At 40.6% G+C, this 17,293-nt stretch carries 16 protein-coding genes; 9 read left to right on the top strand and 7 right to left on the bottom strand.

The window, feature by feature from the left end; genetic code table 11:
* Positions 1-163: 163 nt before the first annotated feature.
* From J2S74_RS23855 to J2S74_RS23835, 5 genes are all read left to right on the top strand, one after another.
* Positions 164-1,900 carry an AfsR/SARP family transcriptional regulator gene (locus J2S74_RS23855; RefSeq protein ID WP_307331123.1) on the top strand — a complete coding sequence of 579 codons (1,737 nt, stop codon included), beginning with the start codon at positions 164-166 and terminating at the stop codon, positions 1,898-1,900.
* A gap of 24 nt (positions 1,901-1,924) precedes the next feature.
* A complete protein-coding gene (gene phaZ / locus J2S74_RS23850; RefSeq protein WP_307331144.1) occupies positions 1,925-2,800 on the top strand; it encodes an intracellular short-chain-length polyhydroxyalkanoate depolymerase in 876 nt (291 codons plus the stop codon).
* A gap of 294 nt (positions 2,801-3,094) precedes the next feature.
* Entirely contained in the window at positions 3,095-3,829 is a 735-nt protein-coding gene (gene fabG, locus J2S74_RS23845; RefSeq protein ID WP_307331118.1) for a 3-oxoacyl-ACP reductase FabG, read from the top strand.
* Positions 3,830-4,175: 346 nt separating this feature from the next.
* Entirely contained in the window at positions 4,176-6,029 is a 1,854-nt protein-coding gene (locus tag J2S74_RS23840) for a terpene cyclase/mutase family protein (RefSeq protein WP_307331114.1), read from the top strand.
* A gap of 146 nt (positions 6,030-6,175) precedes the next feature.
* A complete protein-coding gene (locus J2S74_RS23835; protein WP_307331111.1) occupies positions 6,176-6,457 on the top strand; it encodes a hypothetical protein in 282 nt (93 codons plus the stop codon).
* A gap of 33 nt (positions 6,458-6,490) precedes the next feature.
* Here the strand turns inward: J2S74_RS23835 and J2S74_RS23830 are convergent, their stop codons facing one another.
* The 3 genes from J2S74_RS23830 to J2S74_RS23820 all read right to left on the bottom strand — a co-directional run bounded on the left by J2S74_RS23830 (position 6,491) and on the right by J2S74_RS23820 (position 10,970).
* A complete protein-coding gene (locus J2S74_RS23830; RefSeq protein ID WP_370876062.1) occupies positions 6,491-7,852 on the bottom strand; it encodes a YjiH family protein in 1,362 nt (453 codons plus the stop codon).
* Positions 7,853-8,116: 264 nt separating this feature from the next.
* Positions 8,117-9,493 carry an alanine/glycine:cation symporter family protein gene (locus J2S74_RS23825; protein ID WP_503128594.1) on the bottom strand — a complete coding sequence of 459 codons (1,377 nt, stop codon included), beginning with the start codon at positions 9,491-9,493 and terminating at the stop codon, positions 8,117-8,119.
* 244 nt (positions 9,494-9,737) lie between these two features.
* Positions 9,738-10,970: an aminopeptidase gene (locus J2S74_RS23820; protein ID WP_307331108.1), complete on the bottom strand. Its 1,233-nt coding sequence runs from the start codon at positions 10,968-10,970 to the stop codon at positions 9,738-9,740.
* A 475-nt stretch (positions 10,971-11,445) separates the two neighbouring features.
* Here J2S74_RS23820 and J2S74_RS23815 point away from each other — a divergent pair, with 475 nt between their 5' ends.
* Complete coding sequence (locus J2S74_RS23815; protein ID WP_307331104.1) at positions 11,446-11,961, top strand: hypothetical protein; 516 nt, start codon at positions 11,446-11,448, stop codon at positions 11,959-11,961.
* 112 nt (positions 11,962-12,073) lie between these two features.
* Here J2S74_RS23815 and bshB2 read toward each other — a convergent pair whose 3' ends face one another.
* The 3 genes from bshB2 to J2S74_RS23800 all read right to left on the bottom strand — a co-directional run bounded on the left by bshB2 (position 12,074) and on the right by J2S74_RS23800 (position 14,152).
* The gene (gene bshB2, locus J2S74_RS23810; protein WP_307331101.1) at positions 12,074-12,739 is read right to left on the bottom strand and encodes a bacillithiol biosynthesis deacetylase BshB2; all 666 of its coding nucleotides are present in this window, start codon (positions 12,737-12,739) and stop codon (positions 12,074-12,076) included.
* Between the two features lie 41 nt (positions 12,740-12,780).
* A complete protein-coding gene (locus J2S74_RS23805; protein WP_307331098.1) occupies positions 12,781-13,131 on the bottom strand; it encodes a YojF family protein in 351 nt (116 codons plus the stop codon).
* 82 nt (positions 13,132-13,213) lie between these two features.
* Complete coding sequence (locus J2S74_RS23800) at positions 13,214-14,152, bottom strand: ATP-grasp domain-containing protein (RefSeq protein ID WP_307331096.1); 939 nt, start codon at positions 14,150-14,152, stop codon at positions 13,214-13,216.
* Between the two features lie 180 nt (positions 14,153-14,332).
* Here J2S74_RS23800 and J2S74_RS23795 point away from each other — a divergent pair, with 180 nt between their 5' ends.
* Positions 14,333-15,274: a carbohydrate kinase family protein gene (locus tag J2S74_RS23795; protein ID WP_307331093.1), complete on the top strand. Its 942-nt coding sequence runs from the start codon at positions 14,333-14,335 to the stop codon at positions 15,272-15,274.
* A 168-nt stretch (positions 15,275-15,442) separates the two neighbouring features.
* On the opposite strand, the gene J2S74_RS23790 is transcribed toward J2S74_RS23795, so the two are convergent.
* Positions 15,443-15,805, bottom strand: a complete 363-nt coding sequence (locus J2S74_RS23790; RefSeq protein WP_307331091.1) for a response regulator — start codon at positions 15,803-15,805, stop codon at positions 15,443-15,445.
* Positions 15,806-15,915: 110 nt separating this feature from the next.
* Between J2S74_RS23790 and J2S74_RS23785 the strand changes: the two genes are divergently transcribed.
* On the top strand, positions 15,916-16,593 hold the full coding sequence (locus tag J2S74_RS23785; RefSeq protein ID WP_307331089.1) for a DNA alkylation repair protein: 678 nt from the start codon (positions 15,916-15,918) through the stop codon (positions 16,591-16,593).
* Between the two features lie 15 nt (positions 16,594-16,608).
* Positions 16,609-17,286, top strand: coding sequence for a uracil-DNA glycosylase (locus J2S74_RS23780; protein ID WP_307331086.1), 678 nt, complete (start codon positions 16,609-16,611; stop codon positions 17,284-17,286).
* The last annotated feature ends 7 nt before the right edge of the window (positions 17,287-17,293 follow it).

Raw genomic sequence — 17,293 nt, 5'->3', positions numbered from 1 at the left:
CAGAATCACCTTTTTCTTTAGGCTTTGTCTTTTTGGCTCAAATTAAAGAAAAAATATTTACTGAATTTTTAGACTATATTAATGCAATGCTAGTGATATTGAACAAGTTTCCAACATAAAAAAGGAAGAATTGGAAAAGCAGCTTCGTAAATTATACGTATTGATGTCAGAAAATACAATTAATTTAGGGGATGCACAAGAGGCACAACGATGGTTTGAGAAAAGCCGTTCCTTAGAGTTTGGAGAAGGGCAAGAGGACTTAGAAGCAAGACTTTTGCTGCGAACTGGAAGATTAGGAGAAATGACCCGTAGATTAGAAAGACGTCGCCGGGGAAGCAGGAAGGAGAACCGGCCCCCAAAATCTCACCGAGAGACTGATCTTCTACTGTCCTATGTTTACGCTTTGCTTGGTCGTGGAAAGGAAGCTAAGTCGCATGCCTCAGAAGGAATTATGCAAGGGGTACGTTTCCAAGCTCCCTTTGTAGAGGCATGTGGGTGGATGCGATTAGGGCATGCTGTCCAAATTCAAGATAAATACGATCAGCGTTTAGCCTCCACCTGTTATCAGACAGCCCTTGAGATGATGGAGGAAATGAACATTTCTAGGGGGAAGGCGGAGCCCTACATGGGCCTTAGTCTCTTATATGGGAAGAAGAGGGCATTGGAACCAGCCATCAAATATGCAAAATTGGGACTGAAAGAAACGGAAAAGGTAGATGATCTTTGGCTTTCTACCTGGATTCACATTTGTAAAGCCATTGCCTATATTTATGCAAATAAAGAGGTAGAAGCATTTCAGGTTTTAGATAAATGTAATGGACAATTTCAGCTTTGTGGCGACAGTTATGGGCTCACTGTCACCACCCTTTGGCAAGCTTTTGTATCCTATCGCCTACAGGATGAAACACGATTTTACCCGTATGTCCATCATTTTTTACAGCTAGTGGAAAAGGAGGGCTATGACGAGCTGTTACAGGCCTCTACCTTATTTGGTCCCGTGGATGTCCAGCAACTTTCACCAATGCTGTTAGACGCCTATCACCAACGGAAGCAAGACCAGCCTTTTTTACATCACCTTATGCTGCAGTTAGGGGTGGACGAGGGAAGAACGACTCATCCAGGATTTACATTAAGAATTCAGACTTTTAAAGAGTTTAAAGTATTTCGCGGAGAAGAGGAAATCTTAGAAAAGGACTGGAAACGAGGGAAGGCAAAGGAGCTCCTGCAGCTATTTGTAACGAAGCGAAAGCACCTGTTACAGAGAGAAGAGATTTATGATTTGCTTTGGGAAAACCAATTGGAGGAAGTTGCTACAAGGGACTTTAAAGTGGCTTTAAATACGTTAAATAAAGTACTGGAGCCTGATCGGGTGGCGAGGTCCACACCATTTTTTATCCAAAGGCATGAAAGGGCTTACGGATTGAACCTTGCAGCCCCATTCCAATTAGACGCAGCGGAGTTTGAACGAGGAGTTGGTAAGGGAATAGAAACGAAAAATCCCCAAGAGGCTATTAAACTGTTAACAATGGCACTAGAGTTATATGAAGGAGATTATTTACCGGAAAGAATGCATGAGGACTGGTGCATTGAGGAACGAGAACGGTTACAAGTCCTTTATTTACGAGGGGCAGAAAAGCTTGCCCACTTGTATTTAAAGGAGGAAGAGTATGATCTATGTATAGAAGCTGCAGAGCGTATTTTAGAAAAAGACCGTTGTTGGGAAGAGGCATACCGGCTGTTGATGGAAGCCTATCACCGAAAGCAAAACCGTGCGATGGTGATTTATTATTTTGATAAATGTAAAAGTGTTTTGGAGGAAGAGCTTGGAGTACTACCAATGGAAAATACGAAGCAATTGTTGGAAGCGGTTTTAAGCAAGGGGCGTTCATTGCCCGAATAAAAGGGGGAGATGTAGTTGATTGGAGTGGAGATGAAAAAGGTACAGTTAGGGAATGGGGAAACGATTGCTTATCGAGAACGGACAGGAAAAACAGATCCTGTATTACTCATTCATGGCAATATGACTTCCTCAAAGCATTGGGACCTAGTTTTAGAGGAAATGGATCCGAAATATCATTTATTAGCAGTGGACTTAAGGGGATTCGGTGAATCTTCTTATCATGTTCCTTTTGATTCCTTAGATGAATTGGCCGAGGATATAAAGGAAACGTTAGATATTATCGGTGTACCATCGGTCCACGTAGTCGGTTGGTCCACAGGCGGTGGAGTAGCCATGAAGCTGGCGGCCCTCTACCCAGAAACGGTAAGATCTATGACGCTGTTATGCTCCTTATCCACGAGGGGTTATCCTCATGTATTATTGAACGAAGATTGGAAGCCAATTAAACGCTCAGCCACCAAGGAGGATGTGGAGCAGGATATATGGCGAACGCTCCCCATTACCAAGGCCTATCGAGAGAAGGATGGGGAGTTCTTAAAGGGTATTTGGAACCAACTAATTTATACGGTAAACAGACCGGATGCCGTTAGATATGAAGAGTATGTGGAAGATATGTGCACGCAGCGAAATCTAGTGGATATATATCATGCCAATAACCATTTTAACATTTCAGAGGAGGGTACCGGAGAGATAAGAAAGATTAAGGCTCCCATTTTAATTCTTCAAGGGGAGCGAGACATGGTTGTCTCCAATGACATGATTCAGGAAATTAGAGAGGACTTTGGGGACCAAGCCTCTTATCATTTGCTGAAGGGCTGCGGGCACTCACCACTCATTGACGACCTCCCACAGCTATTGGATGTAATGGGCCGTTTTATTGACCAGCACCGGAAAAAATAGGGTATGAGTTTAGTAGTTGGAGGCTCGTGAATCGTCCGCAGAAAGGGAGTGGACCGTAGCGAATGACAACCAGATTCGTAATTTCAAGGTAGACCTCCATGCAAGTAAATATTTGCACCATGGAGTATGAAAATGGTATTAATCATGTCTCTCGAATCCGTACAGGCGGACCAATTACGCCTAAGGGCAGCCCACGTCCTGTGGGCAACGGCGTAATGTCGCCTTCCACACCTTCGAGAGTAGCAAACGTCAAACAGGATTTCGTATTTTTAGGGTAGAAGGGATGAAAGATAGATGGAGAATCGTGTCGTTTTAATAACAGGTGGAGCAGGGGGAATTGGGGCAGCAGCAGCCCACCTATTTGCAGAAAAGGGAGCCTCCGTTGTTGTGGCAGATTATGTGGAGGAAGCTGGAAAAACAGCAGTGGAAACCCTTCCCGAGGTTGCTGACGGCCATCTTTTCGTTCAAGTAGATGTCTCCGATTCCAGTAGTGTAAAGGCAATGGTGGAAAAAGTGGTAGAACACTTTGGTAAGATTGATGTTTTAATTAACAATGCAGGAATCACAAGGGATGCCATGCTTCGTAAAATGACGGAAGAAGATTGGCATCGGGTCATTAACGTTAATTTGAATGGAGTCTATTACTGCACTAGGGAAGTAGCCCCATTAATGATAGAAGAGGGTTCAGGGGTGATCATCAATACGTCCTCCGTCGTTGGAGTTCACGGTAATATTGGCCAAACAAACTATGCAGCTACGAAGTCTGCCGTCATTGGAATGACAAAAACATGGGCGAAGGAGCTAGGTCCTAAGGGAATCCGTGTCAATGCTGTGGCACCAGGGTTTATTAATACAAATATGGTAGCCACTGTACCCGAAAAGGTGATTGGTCAGTTAGTAGAGAAGGTACCACTTCGCCGCTTAGGTAAGGCTGAGGATGTAGGAAAAGCTTACGTATACTTAGCCTCCGACGACGCCTCCTATATAAATGGAACTGTATTAGAAGTCACCGGTGGGTTGACTTTATAACCAGGTAGTATAAATAAAGAAAAGGTTAGTTACTTGAGAAGGGTCCCCGGACCCTTCTTTTTAAGTTTAGTAGTACAATTTAAGTTTAGAGTTTTAGTCAATTTAGTTTATTTAGTATATTATGGTAATGAAAGTAAATGTAACCCCAAACTATGCCGGTAATCCCCCATCCCAGTGCTGAAACCCCTAACACCCTCAACAATCCCCCAACCTCAGTTCAAAAAGGTACATGCCTATCAACATCCATTTTTTATCTCTTCAAAATATAGACGCTTGTTCGGGTCCAACCCTCCCTACACAGCATATTTATATTCAATGAAATCCTCTAAAGTAGGGAGGAGTGGAAATGGATGGTAATTACAGCATCGAAGAGAAGCTAAAAAGCTATCAACTTAACAAAATTTATGAGCTAAAGGCTGCACAGCACCCTGATGGAACGTGGCGGTTTCCATGTGAGAATGGTCCGATGACAGATGCTTATATGATTATCATATTAAGAACGTTAAATATAACGAAAGAGGAGACCTTCATTAAAAAGCTTACAAACCGTTTGCTAGCTACACAATCTACGAACGGTTCCTGGAAATTATATAAAGATGAAAAAGAGGGTAATTTATCGGCCACAGTGGAAGCTTACACAGCCCTTTTATTTTCTGGTTACGCACATAAAGACGATGAGAATATAAAACGTGCGGAAACATTTATCCTACGAAAGGGAGGGCTTAAAAAGTCCCATGTTTTTACTAAATTTATGCTAGCTTTAAATGGCTTGTACCCATGGCCAACTATTTTTCCTATCCCCCTTTCTTTGTTGTGGTTGCCCCGTTTCTCACCGGTAAATTTTTATGATTTAACAAGCTACGTGAAAACACATTTTGCAGCAGTGCTCATTGCGGCACACCATCGGTTTTCCATTCGTTGCAGGAATACGCCTAACCTTATGCATTTAATCAAAGAAAACAAAGTGAAAAAAAGGCTTCAACGTCAGCAAAAAGCGACTAATTCAAAAGGGAATCCACTAAATTTTTTCCTAAAAAGAATGAAACAAAAGGGAATTCGAAGAGCGGAGAAATATTTGATTGATCGGGTGGAGGCGGATGGGACGTTAGGGAGTTATGCCAGCGCTACCTTTCTTATGATCTACAGCTTGTTAGCCATTGGCTATTCTCCAGAATCCCAAATGGTTCAACGTGCTATTGAAGGAACGAAACGTTTAGCTGCGGAGGTAAATAGCTTAATTCACATTCAAAATGCGGCATCCACCTTATGGGATACTTCTTTGATTGCTTATGCACTAGATCGGACAGGTGAGGCTGCCAGTAGGTTATCAGTGAAGAAGGGGGCGAGCTATTTAGTAGAACGCCAGCAGTTATTTCAAAGGGGGAGTATGTTGTTCGGTACTTGGGGATTTTCGGAAAACAACTCCTTTCATCCTGACGTGGATGACACGCAGGCAGCTCTCCGTGTTATGGCTCCATTTATTTTTTTCCGTAAAAAATATAAACGGGCGTGGAAAATGGGGGTAGATTGGCTATTGGCCATGCAAAAGAGAAACGGTGGCTGGGGCTCCTTTGAGCAGAAGGAGCCAAGGAGATGGATCACAATGCTCCCGATAGAAAATATTAAGGACACGGCTATTGATCCAGCTACAGCTGATTTAACAGGGAGAACGTTAGAATTCCTAGGGACTTATGTAAAAATGAACAAAGGGAATAAAAAAATTGATGCCGCTATAAACTGGCTTCTGAAAAATCAAGAGAAGAATGGCTCTTGGTACGGAAGATGGGGTGTTTGCTATATTTACGGTACGTGGGCAGCTGTGACAGGACTGAGGGCTGTAGGCGTTCCAGCGGATCATCCCGCAGTAGTTAGGGCAAAAAATTGGTTGTTATCTATTCAAAACAATGATGGAAGCTGGGGAGAGTCATGCAGCAGTGATATTAAAAAAACATTTATCCCTCTCGGCGAAGGTACCCCAACGCATACTGCGTGGGCACTGGATGCGTTAATTAGTATAGAGGCGGAACCTACTCCTGAAATTCAGAAGGGAATGGAGTTTTTGTTAGAGGAAAGGGGAGACAGGAATTATCCAACAGGTGGAGGATTACCAGGAAATTTCTATATAAACTATCACAGCTACAAAGTTATCTGGCCCTTACTAACACTGTCAAACTACGCTAATAAGTATTTGAAGAAATAATTACTGGACCGGGTCCCGTACAATTTTGTGAACGGGCAAGACCCTCTCATAATAATGCTAGGCCAAAATAGTGATAGTAGACTACTGGCAGAATGCCGTTCCTTCATGGAAACAAGCTCATACAATGCTTATAAGGAGGTGAAGAAATGGGACATCGTATTGATCCATATTTAATGCATCAATTTCGATGCAAGATCGCCAATCCTGTCATTGCTTGCAGAGTCTATAAGGTGCTTCGTTCTTGTACATTCCATGAATTGAGATCGCCAGCAGGTGCCTATGGACTTGTGGATAGATTGGCCCATTGCTGCGAAGTTAGAATTTCAAAGGAAACGAGAGATTACGCTGCCCGTTGGTTAATGAACTGTGGTGTGGATCCAGCCAATCCTCACCACCGAAGAGCAATGTGGGAATTAGTTTATGGATAATAAAAACAGGCGCTCCGGAAAGCGCCTGTTTTATTAAAATATCATATGTGCAACTAATGCAATAATTGGTAATGTGATCAGTGTACGTAATAGGAATATAAATACTAGGTCTCTGAATTTGATTGGAATCTTCGAACCTAATAACACTCCCCCTACTTCAGACAAGTAAATAAGCTGAGTTACGGACACACAGGCAATGATAAAGCGTGTCATTTCACTTTCAATGCCACTAGCGAAGATTGCAGGTAATAGCATATCAGCAAAACCAACCACTAATGTTTCCGCAGCAGCAGCAGCTTCAGGAACTTGCAGAAGTTGAAGTATCGGTACAAATGGTGTTCCTAACCAAGTGAATACTGGAGTAAATTCAGCAATAATTACCCCGATGGTTCCGATGGCCATAACGACAGGAACAACGCCCATCCACATATCTAACACATTCTTAAAACCTGATTGGAAAAATCCAACGACGTTAGAGTTCTTCTCCGCTCGGACTTTCGCCATTTTAAGTCCCCAGCTAACAGGGGTGTGACCAGCTGGAATGGATTCATCTAACTGACCTTCTTGATCGTTGGCATACGTATTTGACTTTCTTGATAATGGCGGAATTCTAGGCATAATGATTGCTGCAACAAGACCAGCTAAAAATACTGTTCCATAAAACTGTAAAAACATATGATCTAACTCAACATATTCAAGTACTACAAGGGAGAACGTAATGGATACAATAGAGAATGTTGTACCGATTACAGCAGCTTCACGCTTTGAGTAGAAGCCCTCTTCGTATTGCTTATTAGTTAAAACTACCCCTAATGTTCCATCACCTAACCAAGAAGTTAAGGCGTCAACAGAAGATCGACCAGGAAGTTTAAATAGTGGTCGCATTACCTTTGTTAAAAGGGAACCAATAAACTCTAATAAACCGAAATTTAATAATAATGGTAAAAATAATCCTGCAAATAAAAAGATAGTAAAGAGAATTGGTAATAGATCGTAAAGCAAAAGTCCTCCAGTATAATCATCATGAACCCACTCCGGACCAACCTTGAAGAAAGTCATGAAAACAAGGACTAAAGCGATAATACGGATAGTAAACCAAAATGGATTAATATCAAACAAATTTACAAAGAAAGGATTGTTAACCAACGCTTTTGGTTTAGCCCATTTCTGTATAATTACTCCTAAAACACTTAAAAAGATAATTAACATCATAATGGCAGGGAGAGCAGCTTCCAATAATCCCCCTAACCAATCTGCCAATACAGAAACGGTAATTTTATAGCTTCCATCTCCAGCAGGGAAAGGAATCATAAATAATCCTATACCTAATAATGAAGGTAGGAGAAACTTCCATATAGCTGATTGTGACGTTTGGTCACTATTATTTGAATTCAAAATAACCACCTCGAAAGTTAATAAAAATTCACTAGCGTTAATTTTAATGTAATTAATAGAATTCCACAAGTGTTATTTTAATACTTATACTAAAAAAACTATTATTTATGTTTACAGACAGTCTAATACTCTATCCATAAATAAATTAATTATAAAGGTATACTTTATTCATATTTTAATAGGATTTATGCATAATTTGTTATCCTGAACAAAGCCCGTTGGGGAAACAACGGGCTTTAGCTATTAAGTTAACAGAGTTTAATTTTATTTATTCACTGACTGTGGTGGATCTACATCTTTTCCTTCCTTTTCTGCTTTAGCGACCTTCAAGAAACGGTTTGTTTCAGCAACTACTACACCAGAAAGTGCAAGTAGGCCAATTAAGTTCGGTATTGCCATCATGGCGTTCATAGCGTCTGCCATTCCCCATACGATGTCAAGAGATGCAATAGCCCCAATGAATATGGCAAGTACGAAGGCAATTCGATAGTATTTTACGTTCTCTTCTTTGAAGAGGTAACCGAAACACTTCTCTCCATAGTAGGACCAACCTAAGATGGTTGAGAAGGCGAAGAAAGTAAGACCAATTGTTACAACTGCAGCGCCGGCCCCGCCTAAGAAGAATTCAAAGGAAGCAGACGTTAAGGCTGCACCGTTCATTCCATCGAAATACTGGTTCGCCATAACGATGGAAATACCAGTAATGGAACACACGATAATGGTGTCAATAAATACTTGTGTCATAGAAACAAGGGCTTGGCGTCCAGGATAGTCTGTTTTTGCAGCTGCTGCAGCAATCGGCGCAGACCCGAGACCTGCCTCGTTGGAGAATACCCCACGGGCAACCCCGTAACGGATAGCCGCACCAATTCCACCCCCAATGACAGCAGCAGGTGAGAAGGCTTCCGTAAATATAGTACTAACTGCACTACCTACAAGATCTAAGTTTGTAACAATGATGATTAGACCTGCAATAACATAGAATAGTGCCATAAACGGAACGATATAAGATGTTACCTTACCGATACTCTTAATTCCACCAAGAATAACAAGGCCAGCTAAAACAGTTAAAACGATACCAGTTATAAATGTAGGTATATTGTAGTTAACATTTAACGTATCCGATACGTTAAAGGATTGTACAAGGTTACCGATACCGAAGGCAGCAAAGGCTCCGAAAATAGCAAATAATACAGCAAGCCACTTCCACCCCAATCCCTTTTCTATATAATACATCGGACCACCAGAGTACTCACCACGACTGTTTTTCACACGGTACTTAACGGCAAGAATAGCCTCGGCGTACTTCGTAGCCATACCAAATAAAGCTGAAATCCACATCCAAAAAACAGCACCAGGACCCCCGAGAACCACTGCAGTTGCTACCCCGGCAATGTTACCAGTACCTATTGTTGCTGCTAATGCTGTCGTTAATGCTTGGAAATGCGAAATATCCCCAGGTGACTTTTTGTCTTGAGCTTTTGGACTGAAGGCAAGTTTTAACGCGTAAGGTAAAGTACGGAATTGTAAAAATGCAAGACGAAACGTTAAAAATATACCTGTTCCTACGATTAAGATGAGCATCGGTGGACCCCATACGACATCATTAACCGCGCCAATGAAATTTTCAAAAGCTTCCAATTTAATACCCCCTTGTACATTTAATTGTTCTTATTATATATAATTTTCTGAAAAAATAGAAACGTTTTATTAAAAAAATGGAAATTTTTATAGGGATAACGTACAAGCCTGAGTAATATGGGTGTCAAAAGCAAAAGGGAAAACGAAGTAGTCTGAAGTAGGGGGGATAACTGTAGGTCAAAAAAAGACCTCGATGCAAACCAGCTCATCAAGGTCTTCCAATTTTCACACATCTAAGAACTATTTAAATTGCCCATTCTCCATCACGGAAGATTGCTTCTGTTGTTCCGTCTTCTAATACACCATCGATATCCATTTCTCGAGACCCGATCATGAAGTCAACGTGAGTAATACTTGTGTTCAAGCCATTCTTAGAAAGCTCTTCCTTAGACATCTTCGCCCCGTCCTTTAAGCAGGTGGAGTAAGCGCTTCCTAATGCAATGTGATTAGATGCATTCTCATCGTATAACGTGTTGTAGAATAGAATTCCAGATTGAGAAATAGGCGAGCTATGTGGAACTAGGGCTACTTCGCCTAGACGGCGGGCACCTTCGTCCGTATCTAATAAGTGTTTTAATGTGTCTCCACCTACCTCAGCGGAGTAGTCCACCACTTTACCATTTTCGAATGTCAATGTAAATCCGTCGATCGTATTTCCACCATAGTTCAACGGCTTAGTGTTACGAACAGTTCCGTTTACTCCATCTTTGCTAGGAGCAGTAAATACTTCTTCTGTTGGCATATTAGCCACAAAATGAACGCCGTCCTGGTTTGGACCACCGCCGCCTAACCAAATATGACCTGTAGGAAGATCAATTTTTAAATCTGTCCCAGGTGCTTTGAACGCCAGCTGCTTGTATTGCTTCTCTGTTAAAAATGCAGCTTTCTCCCGTAAATTTTGGTCATGTTGCTCCCAAGCAGCAACTGGGTCATCTGTATTTACACGAGTTGCTTCAAACATAGCTTCCCAAAGCTTAGCTTCCTGCTCTTCTTCTGCAGCATCTGGGAACACTTTTGCTGCCCAAGATTTAGAAGGGGCAGAAATAACTAACCAGCTAACCTTATCTGATTGTATGTAACTTCTAAACGTATCCATCGCTTGACCTGCAGCTTTATTTGCAGCAGCTATTTTTTCTGGGTCTACACCCTTTAATAGCTCTGGGTCTGTGGATTTAATAGTCATAAAAGCTGCACCATTTTCGGCCATTTCTTCATAACCCTTTGCCTTCCAAACTGGAGCCTCTTTAAAGGCTTCAAAAGGAGCCATGTCATACTTCAACCGTGTAAGCTCGTCATCGTTCCATTCCACATGAACGTTTTTAGCACCAGCATCATATGCTTTTTTTGCAACAAGTCGAACAAAGTCAGCAGATGAAATAGGGGCATTTACTACAAGGGTTTGGTCCTTTTGAATATTCACACCAATTTTTACAGCTAATTCAGCATATTTTTCTAATTTCTGTTCAAATTGTTTCATAACATTCTCCCTTTTCTTTTTCATTAGACGTCAACCATATTGTAACAGTTTACAGGGAAAGTTTGAAATATCTTAGTGGGAAGGGCTTCCCGATACTAAGCTGTTGGGCCGTGCGTCACTATTTTTCCCAATATGAAAAAAATCAGTCTTTTAATGTTACCAAAAAGGAACGAAAGGATTCTGCAACGGAAATATCATCATAGAAGGGAATATATATGCGAAATAAAAGAAAGGAAATAGGAAGAAGTGTTTTCTTGATTATTACATTAACAAAATAATATATAGAAGCTCGTTCCGTTTTAAGTAGAAATAAGTCGAAGGTTTTGTAGAAAAATGTCTGGGAAAACGGTTGAATTTCAAGGAATTCAGTAGATTTTTGAAAAGTTTAAAAAATCAGTAAAAAACTATTTTCTATACTCATATATTATGTTATATTAAGTAACTAAATATTCCAAATAACAAAGGTGGTGAAAAAATGAATGTACGATCAAGACCAATAACGGATAAGTATTTCAGGTATGTTATTTCCTGGCTCTTATTTGGTGTAGCAGGGGGACTTCTCTTCTGGCAATGGGGCTGGTATTTTGCATTAATATGCATTTTGACTGCATTTGTCCTGACCTTTGGTGTGGATTATCTTTTCCGTTTTATCGTAAAACAAAAAGTTAGGGCAATGGTAAAAGAGGAACCCGTTTTGATTACAGATGCAGTAAGATTGCGGTTGGAGAGAAGGGGATTTTTAGTTATAACAGAAAAGTTTGTTCTCTTCGTTCCTGTTTTTAGAAAAATTAAGACAGTTATTGAAGCAGATCAAATTGTTCGATATGAAGTGGAAGGCCTTATTGTAGAGATAACTGCAAAATTTCCAAATCAGTATCGCACCTTCTCATTCCAAGTTCTGTCCCCGAATAAAGTTTTAGCAAATCTACAAGTAATGTCCGGTGAGTCAATGCCCTATAAGCATGAAAAGTTGGAGAATAACAGCCTTTAATTTATATGGAAAGGACACAGTTTTTTCATGAAAAAAATAGTTTCTTTCAGTCAATAAATAAGCGAGCATTCCGTAGACTATGCTCGCTTACCTACAATCATTCTTCAATCTTCTACTCATCTATTGGATACGTCCAAAATCTTTCAAGGGTTAATTGTTTTACAACCGCTTCATCCTTCTCTTCATAACGCTGTTTCATACCTTTTACGAAGCCGGCTGTTTGAGATTCATGAGCTTCTAATACCTTAATTTTTCTTTCAGCAAATTTATCAATGGATATTTCCACATCTGGTGGACCTAATATATCCTCTGCTCCTTTTGAGAAGGCGAGGGCATATAAAGTAGGTCTTTCCCCTTGGGGTAATCTTTTAATTGCTTGAATAACTGCTGCACCTGTGGCATCATGGTCCGGGTGTACAGCATACCCCGGATAAAATGTAATGACTAGAGATGGCTCAATCTCGTTGATTACCTCTAAAAGGCGGTTAATGAGCACCTCTTGGTCCGTAAATTCCACTGTTTTGTCCCGCATTCCAAACATCCTTAAATCCGTAACTCCTAAGACCTCACAAGCCTTTTTCAATTCTTGTTTACGGATTTCAGGTAATGTTTCCCGATTAGCGATTAGGGGGCGCCCCATGTTGCGTCCCATTTCTCCAAGGGTCAAACATACATACGTTACTGGGACACCTGCATCTGTATGAGCCATAATCGTTCCAGCTACCCCAAATGCTTCATCATCAGGATGGGGAAAAACAACTAATACGTGCTGTTTCATAAGATCACTTCCAGTTGAAAATTATTTTACCTATTCAACAATTATTTAGGGAAAGGAGCCGTACTGAGCTCAAATGCGATAGCTAATTTTCCCTCTGAGTCATGTCCGGCAAATAATAACCTGTTTTGCTCATCTATTTCCCAATCAGTCAATCCTTCGGCATATAACCAGCCAAGCTCTGTTTCAAGCCCGATTCGATAAGGGCCGTTGCCCTTGATTTTTCCTTGCAAAAAAGTGAGCTGGGCATTTCGAATAAAGGCACCTGCTGAAAAGAAGGATTCATCTTTATGGGAGGCATAGGCTCCATTCGTGGTTTCCAAATGAACATACAATTTTTGATTTATTAAACTTGAAAGGCTTTCCTGCACCTTTTGCGGATCAATTGGTTTCAAACTTAACCCCTCCTGAAGCACGTTAAACTAAAAATAGTAGTTTTATCATACTAAAAACGAACAGAATTGTCGTGTAACTTGCTTATAGATTTTCCCACTCTCTTTTTAGAGCACGGGCAACTTCCTTCATTCCAAAAATACCAGCCTTTTGCTCAGCCTGAGGATTATAATTCGTATTTGTATTTACGTCATACGTAAATACTCGACCTTCAGCATCTGTAATATTTTCAATTCCAGCAAAATATATCCCTTCTGTTTGGAGGAACTTTTCATATTTTTCTATTACAGGGTTGTTATAGTTTTCGATAATTTGAAACTTAGCCTTTGGTGAAGCTGGCTCTGAGCCGTCTGTTGGACAAAACTGATCCCCGATTACACATGCTTCTGCAGGGCATAACTCAAACCCTTCTGACGTATCTACTTGAACGGCGTACATAAACTTCCCTGCAATGAACTCACAACGAGTAATGGTTTGTGTGGGTGCATAAATATAATCTTGAAGGAGCATGACACCATCTACGGAAGGTTCTAATTGATCCGTTTCAATCCAAGCTTGTAATGCCTCCACCGAATCAAACTTATGAACACCCAACCCTTTCCCAGCACGGTTATGCTTCGTGATAAATGGAGTTGGGAAGCTTTCTGCAGCAGTTAGTAACGCTTTTTTTCCAACGGCAGCAGTGGTTTTCGGTGTTAATATTCCAAATCGTTTTAATGCTTCATATTGTGCAACCTTGCTTAATTCCAATTGTAGGGCATTTCTGTCGTTTAAGACCCTTCGGCCATGGGCTTCTAGCCATGTTAAAACAGCATGGGTCAATTCTGGGGCAAAGCGATGTCCCCGAGTATGGGAGGAAGCACTCATTCTATTATAAAAAACTCCTTCTGGAGGGGCTTCATCTAATGGCACCGATCCTGCATCTAAATGCCAATCCTCAAAGGGAACTTCTTCTTCTTCTAAAGCTTCCAAAAGTGGTTTTGTCCACTCGTCATTTTCGTGAATAATATATACTTTTTTCACATGTATCCCACCCTAAATATATATTTCCGATAGATTAAATCGGGTTTAATTCCGTTTAAAACGAATAACTTTATTTTAACAGTTTTTATGTAAACTACAATAGAGGGAGACTGGTATTGCCCTCTGAGATATGGAAAAGTATAATGAGGAACAATAGCAATAGTTTAGGAGGAAAAAATAGTGAAAAAGGGTGTAATCAGTTTAGGTGAAGCACTAATCGATTTTATTCCATTAGATGAAAATAATTTTAACTATCAAAAAAGTCCTGGTGGAGCACCAGCCAATGTGGCGGTTGGGTTAGGAAGGCTTGGCGTGAAAACATGCTTTTTAGGAAAAGTGGGTAAGGATGTTTTAGGAGGATTTTTAAAGGAAACTCTCGAAAGCTATAATGTAGACACAACTTATATGTATGAGACAGAGGAAGTCCGCACTGGTTTTGTGTTTGTGACCTTAGGAGAAGGTGGAGAACGAAGCTTTGAATTTTACATAAATCCAAGTGCAGATCGCTTTTTAGATAGTGAAGAAGTACAGAATGTCCCTTTCCAGGATTATCGAGTCTTACATTTTGGTTCCATTAGTTTAATCGGTGAACCTTCTCGATCAGCAACAAAGAAAGCAGTGGAGCTAGCAAAACAAAATGGATTAATTGTCTCCTATGACCCCAATTTGAGATTAGACTTGTGGGAAAACGAACAAAAAGCTAAGGAAACGATTATTTCCATGCTTACAGAGGCGGATGTTTTGAAAATATCAGAAGAGGAATTAGAGTTTCTCACTGGAGAAAAGGACGTTATTCAAGGAGTAGAAAAGCTAACCAATTATAATATTCCCGTTACTATCGTTACTTTAGGGGCAGAGGGCAGCTATGTATTTTTAAAGGAAGGTTATGTAAAGGTGTCCCCTATGAAGGTAGAGGCTGTAGATACAACAGGAGCAGGTGATGCCTATGTTTCCGGAATTCTCTATCATCTCCAGGCATTGGAGAAAAATCTTGGGGAGCTTACCTTAAAGGAAGTGGAGGAAATTGCCCATTTTGCAGCTGTCTCAGGGGGATTAGCCGCTTCTAAAAAGGGTGCCATGTCAGCCTTGCCAACCTTAGAAGAAGTAAAGAAACTTTTGTAACACTTTAACTTTTTTCTCAAGGCTGTTTTCACAAACTTTGTTGCTTTTTTTTAAAAGCTTGGAGAAGCGAAAGGCGGCGACTCCAGTGGAAAAGCAACAAATCTTTTCTTGCGACGAGTAATCGCAGGAGTAACCTATGCAAAAACCAGTAGGTTTTTCCTGCTCAATTTATCGTGATAATGCATTTTCTATGGCTTCTTTCATTCGAGCTTCATCAAAGGGTTTTACGATAAAATCGATGGCGCCATATTGAATAGCATCCACCACTTTGTTTTGCTGCCCCATGGCTGAGCACATGAGTACTTTTGCCAGAGGGTTTATTTCTTTAATTTGTTTGAGGGCTTCAACCCCATCTAAATTAGGCATAGTAATATCCATTGTTACTAAGTCAGGACGATGTTGTTTGTACAGTGCTACAGCTTCGTATCCATCCGCAGCCTCCGCAACAACTTCATGTCCTGCATCTGTAATCATTTTACTTAATGTCATTCTCATAAATGCTGCATCGTCAGTTATTAATATTTTTGCCATCATGGAGCCCCCTCTTGAGTAAATAAACTCTCACAATTTACCATTTATTTTAATATAGTACTAATGGCTCATTAAGTCAATTCAGAAAGTGGAAACTGGAGGTGGAATGTATGTATTTGGAAGTCTTGAAAGAGCTATTCGAAGCTAATAAAAATGAAGAAAATGCCACTCCAATGACTGCCTATATGAAAAATCATTTCTCCTTTCTGGGTATAAAGACCCCAGAAAGAAGGAGGTTATTGGAACAATTTTATTGCAATACAGATATTCTTAACTTAGAAGAGTTACCATTAACTTTTTTACAAGGGGCTTGGAATTTGCCAGAAAGGGAATATCAATATGCTGTTCTGAGTATGATGGTGAGGCGCCCTCGTTGGATTCTTCCGGAGCATGTCCCTTGGATAGAGGAATTAATTACAACTAAATCTTGGTGGGATACGGTAGATACCATTGCTACAAACATAGTAGGAGAGCTGTTCGCCAGGGAGTCCCATCTACTAGACTTGTATATTCCAGTTTGGAGAAACCATGAAAATCTATGGTTAAGGCGAACAGCTTTGTTATTTCAATTAAAATATAAAGGTGAAACAAATGCAGACCTTCTTTATGGGTTAATCCGTGATAATAAGGATCATAAAGATTTTTTTATCCGAAAGGCAATTGGTTGGGCCTTGAGGGAATATTCTAAAACGGACCCTGAAAGTGTAGAAGCGTTTATTCGCTCGGAGGATTTATCTCCCTTAAGTGTTCGGGAAGGGATGAAGCATATTATTAGGGAGAGAGCTTAAGTGAGGAGAAATAGAATGTTAACAAATGATTGGGAAAAAGAGCTCAGCAAGGAATTCAAGAAAGCTTATTTTCTAGAGCTACAGCAGTTTCTAGAAAAGGAATATAGGGAAGGGAGTAATCTAGTTTTTCCTAAGTGGGAGAATATCTTTCAAGCATTACATACAACTAACTATGAAAATACGAAGGCCGTAATCCTAGGGCAAGATCCGTATCACGGTCCGGGTCAGGCCCACGGTCTTAGCTTCTCTGTCCAACCAGATGTGAAAGTACCACCATCCTTGAAAAACATTTATAAGGAGCTTCACAAAGACCTTGGCCACTCAATCCCAAACCATGGTTATTTGCAAAGTTGGGCAGAGGAGGGAGTGCTTCTGTTAAATACCGTGTTAACCGTTAAAGCCCATGAACCCAACTCCCATAAAGGGAAGGGGTGGGAGAAATTTACAGATGAGGTTATTAGGGCGTTAAACCGACGGGAACAACCTGTTGTATTTATTTTATGGGGCAAGCATGCAGAAGAAAAAAGGGAGCTAATAACCGCTTCCCATCACCACATTATAACCTCCCCCCATCCAAGCCCCTTTTCTGCCAATCGGGGTTTTTTCGGAAGTAAGCCTTTTTCAAGGACCAATGAGTTTTTACGAAAAAATGAAATAACAGAAATCAACTGGGAGCTTCCAGTAGAACTATAATTAGAGG

Source organism: Evansella vedderi (assembly GCF_030813435.1).
In the GTDB taxonomy this organism is placed as follows: Bacteria; Bacillota; Bacilli; order Bacillales; family Salisediminibacteriaceae; genus Evansella; species Evansella vedderi.
The sequence above is the reverse complement of the archived record's forward strand: the minus strand, read 5'-3'. Positions and strand labels throughout refer to the sequence as shown.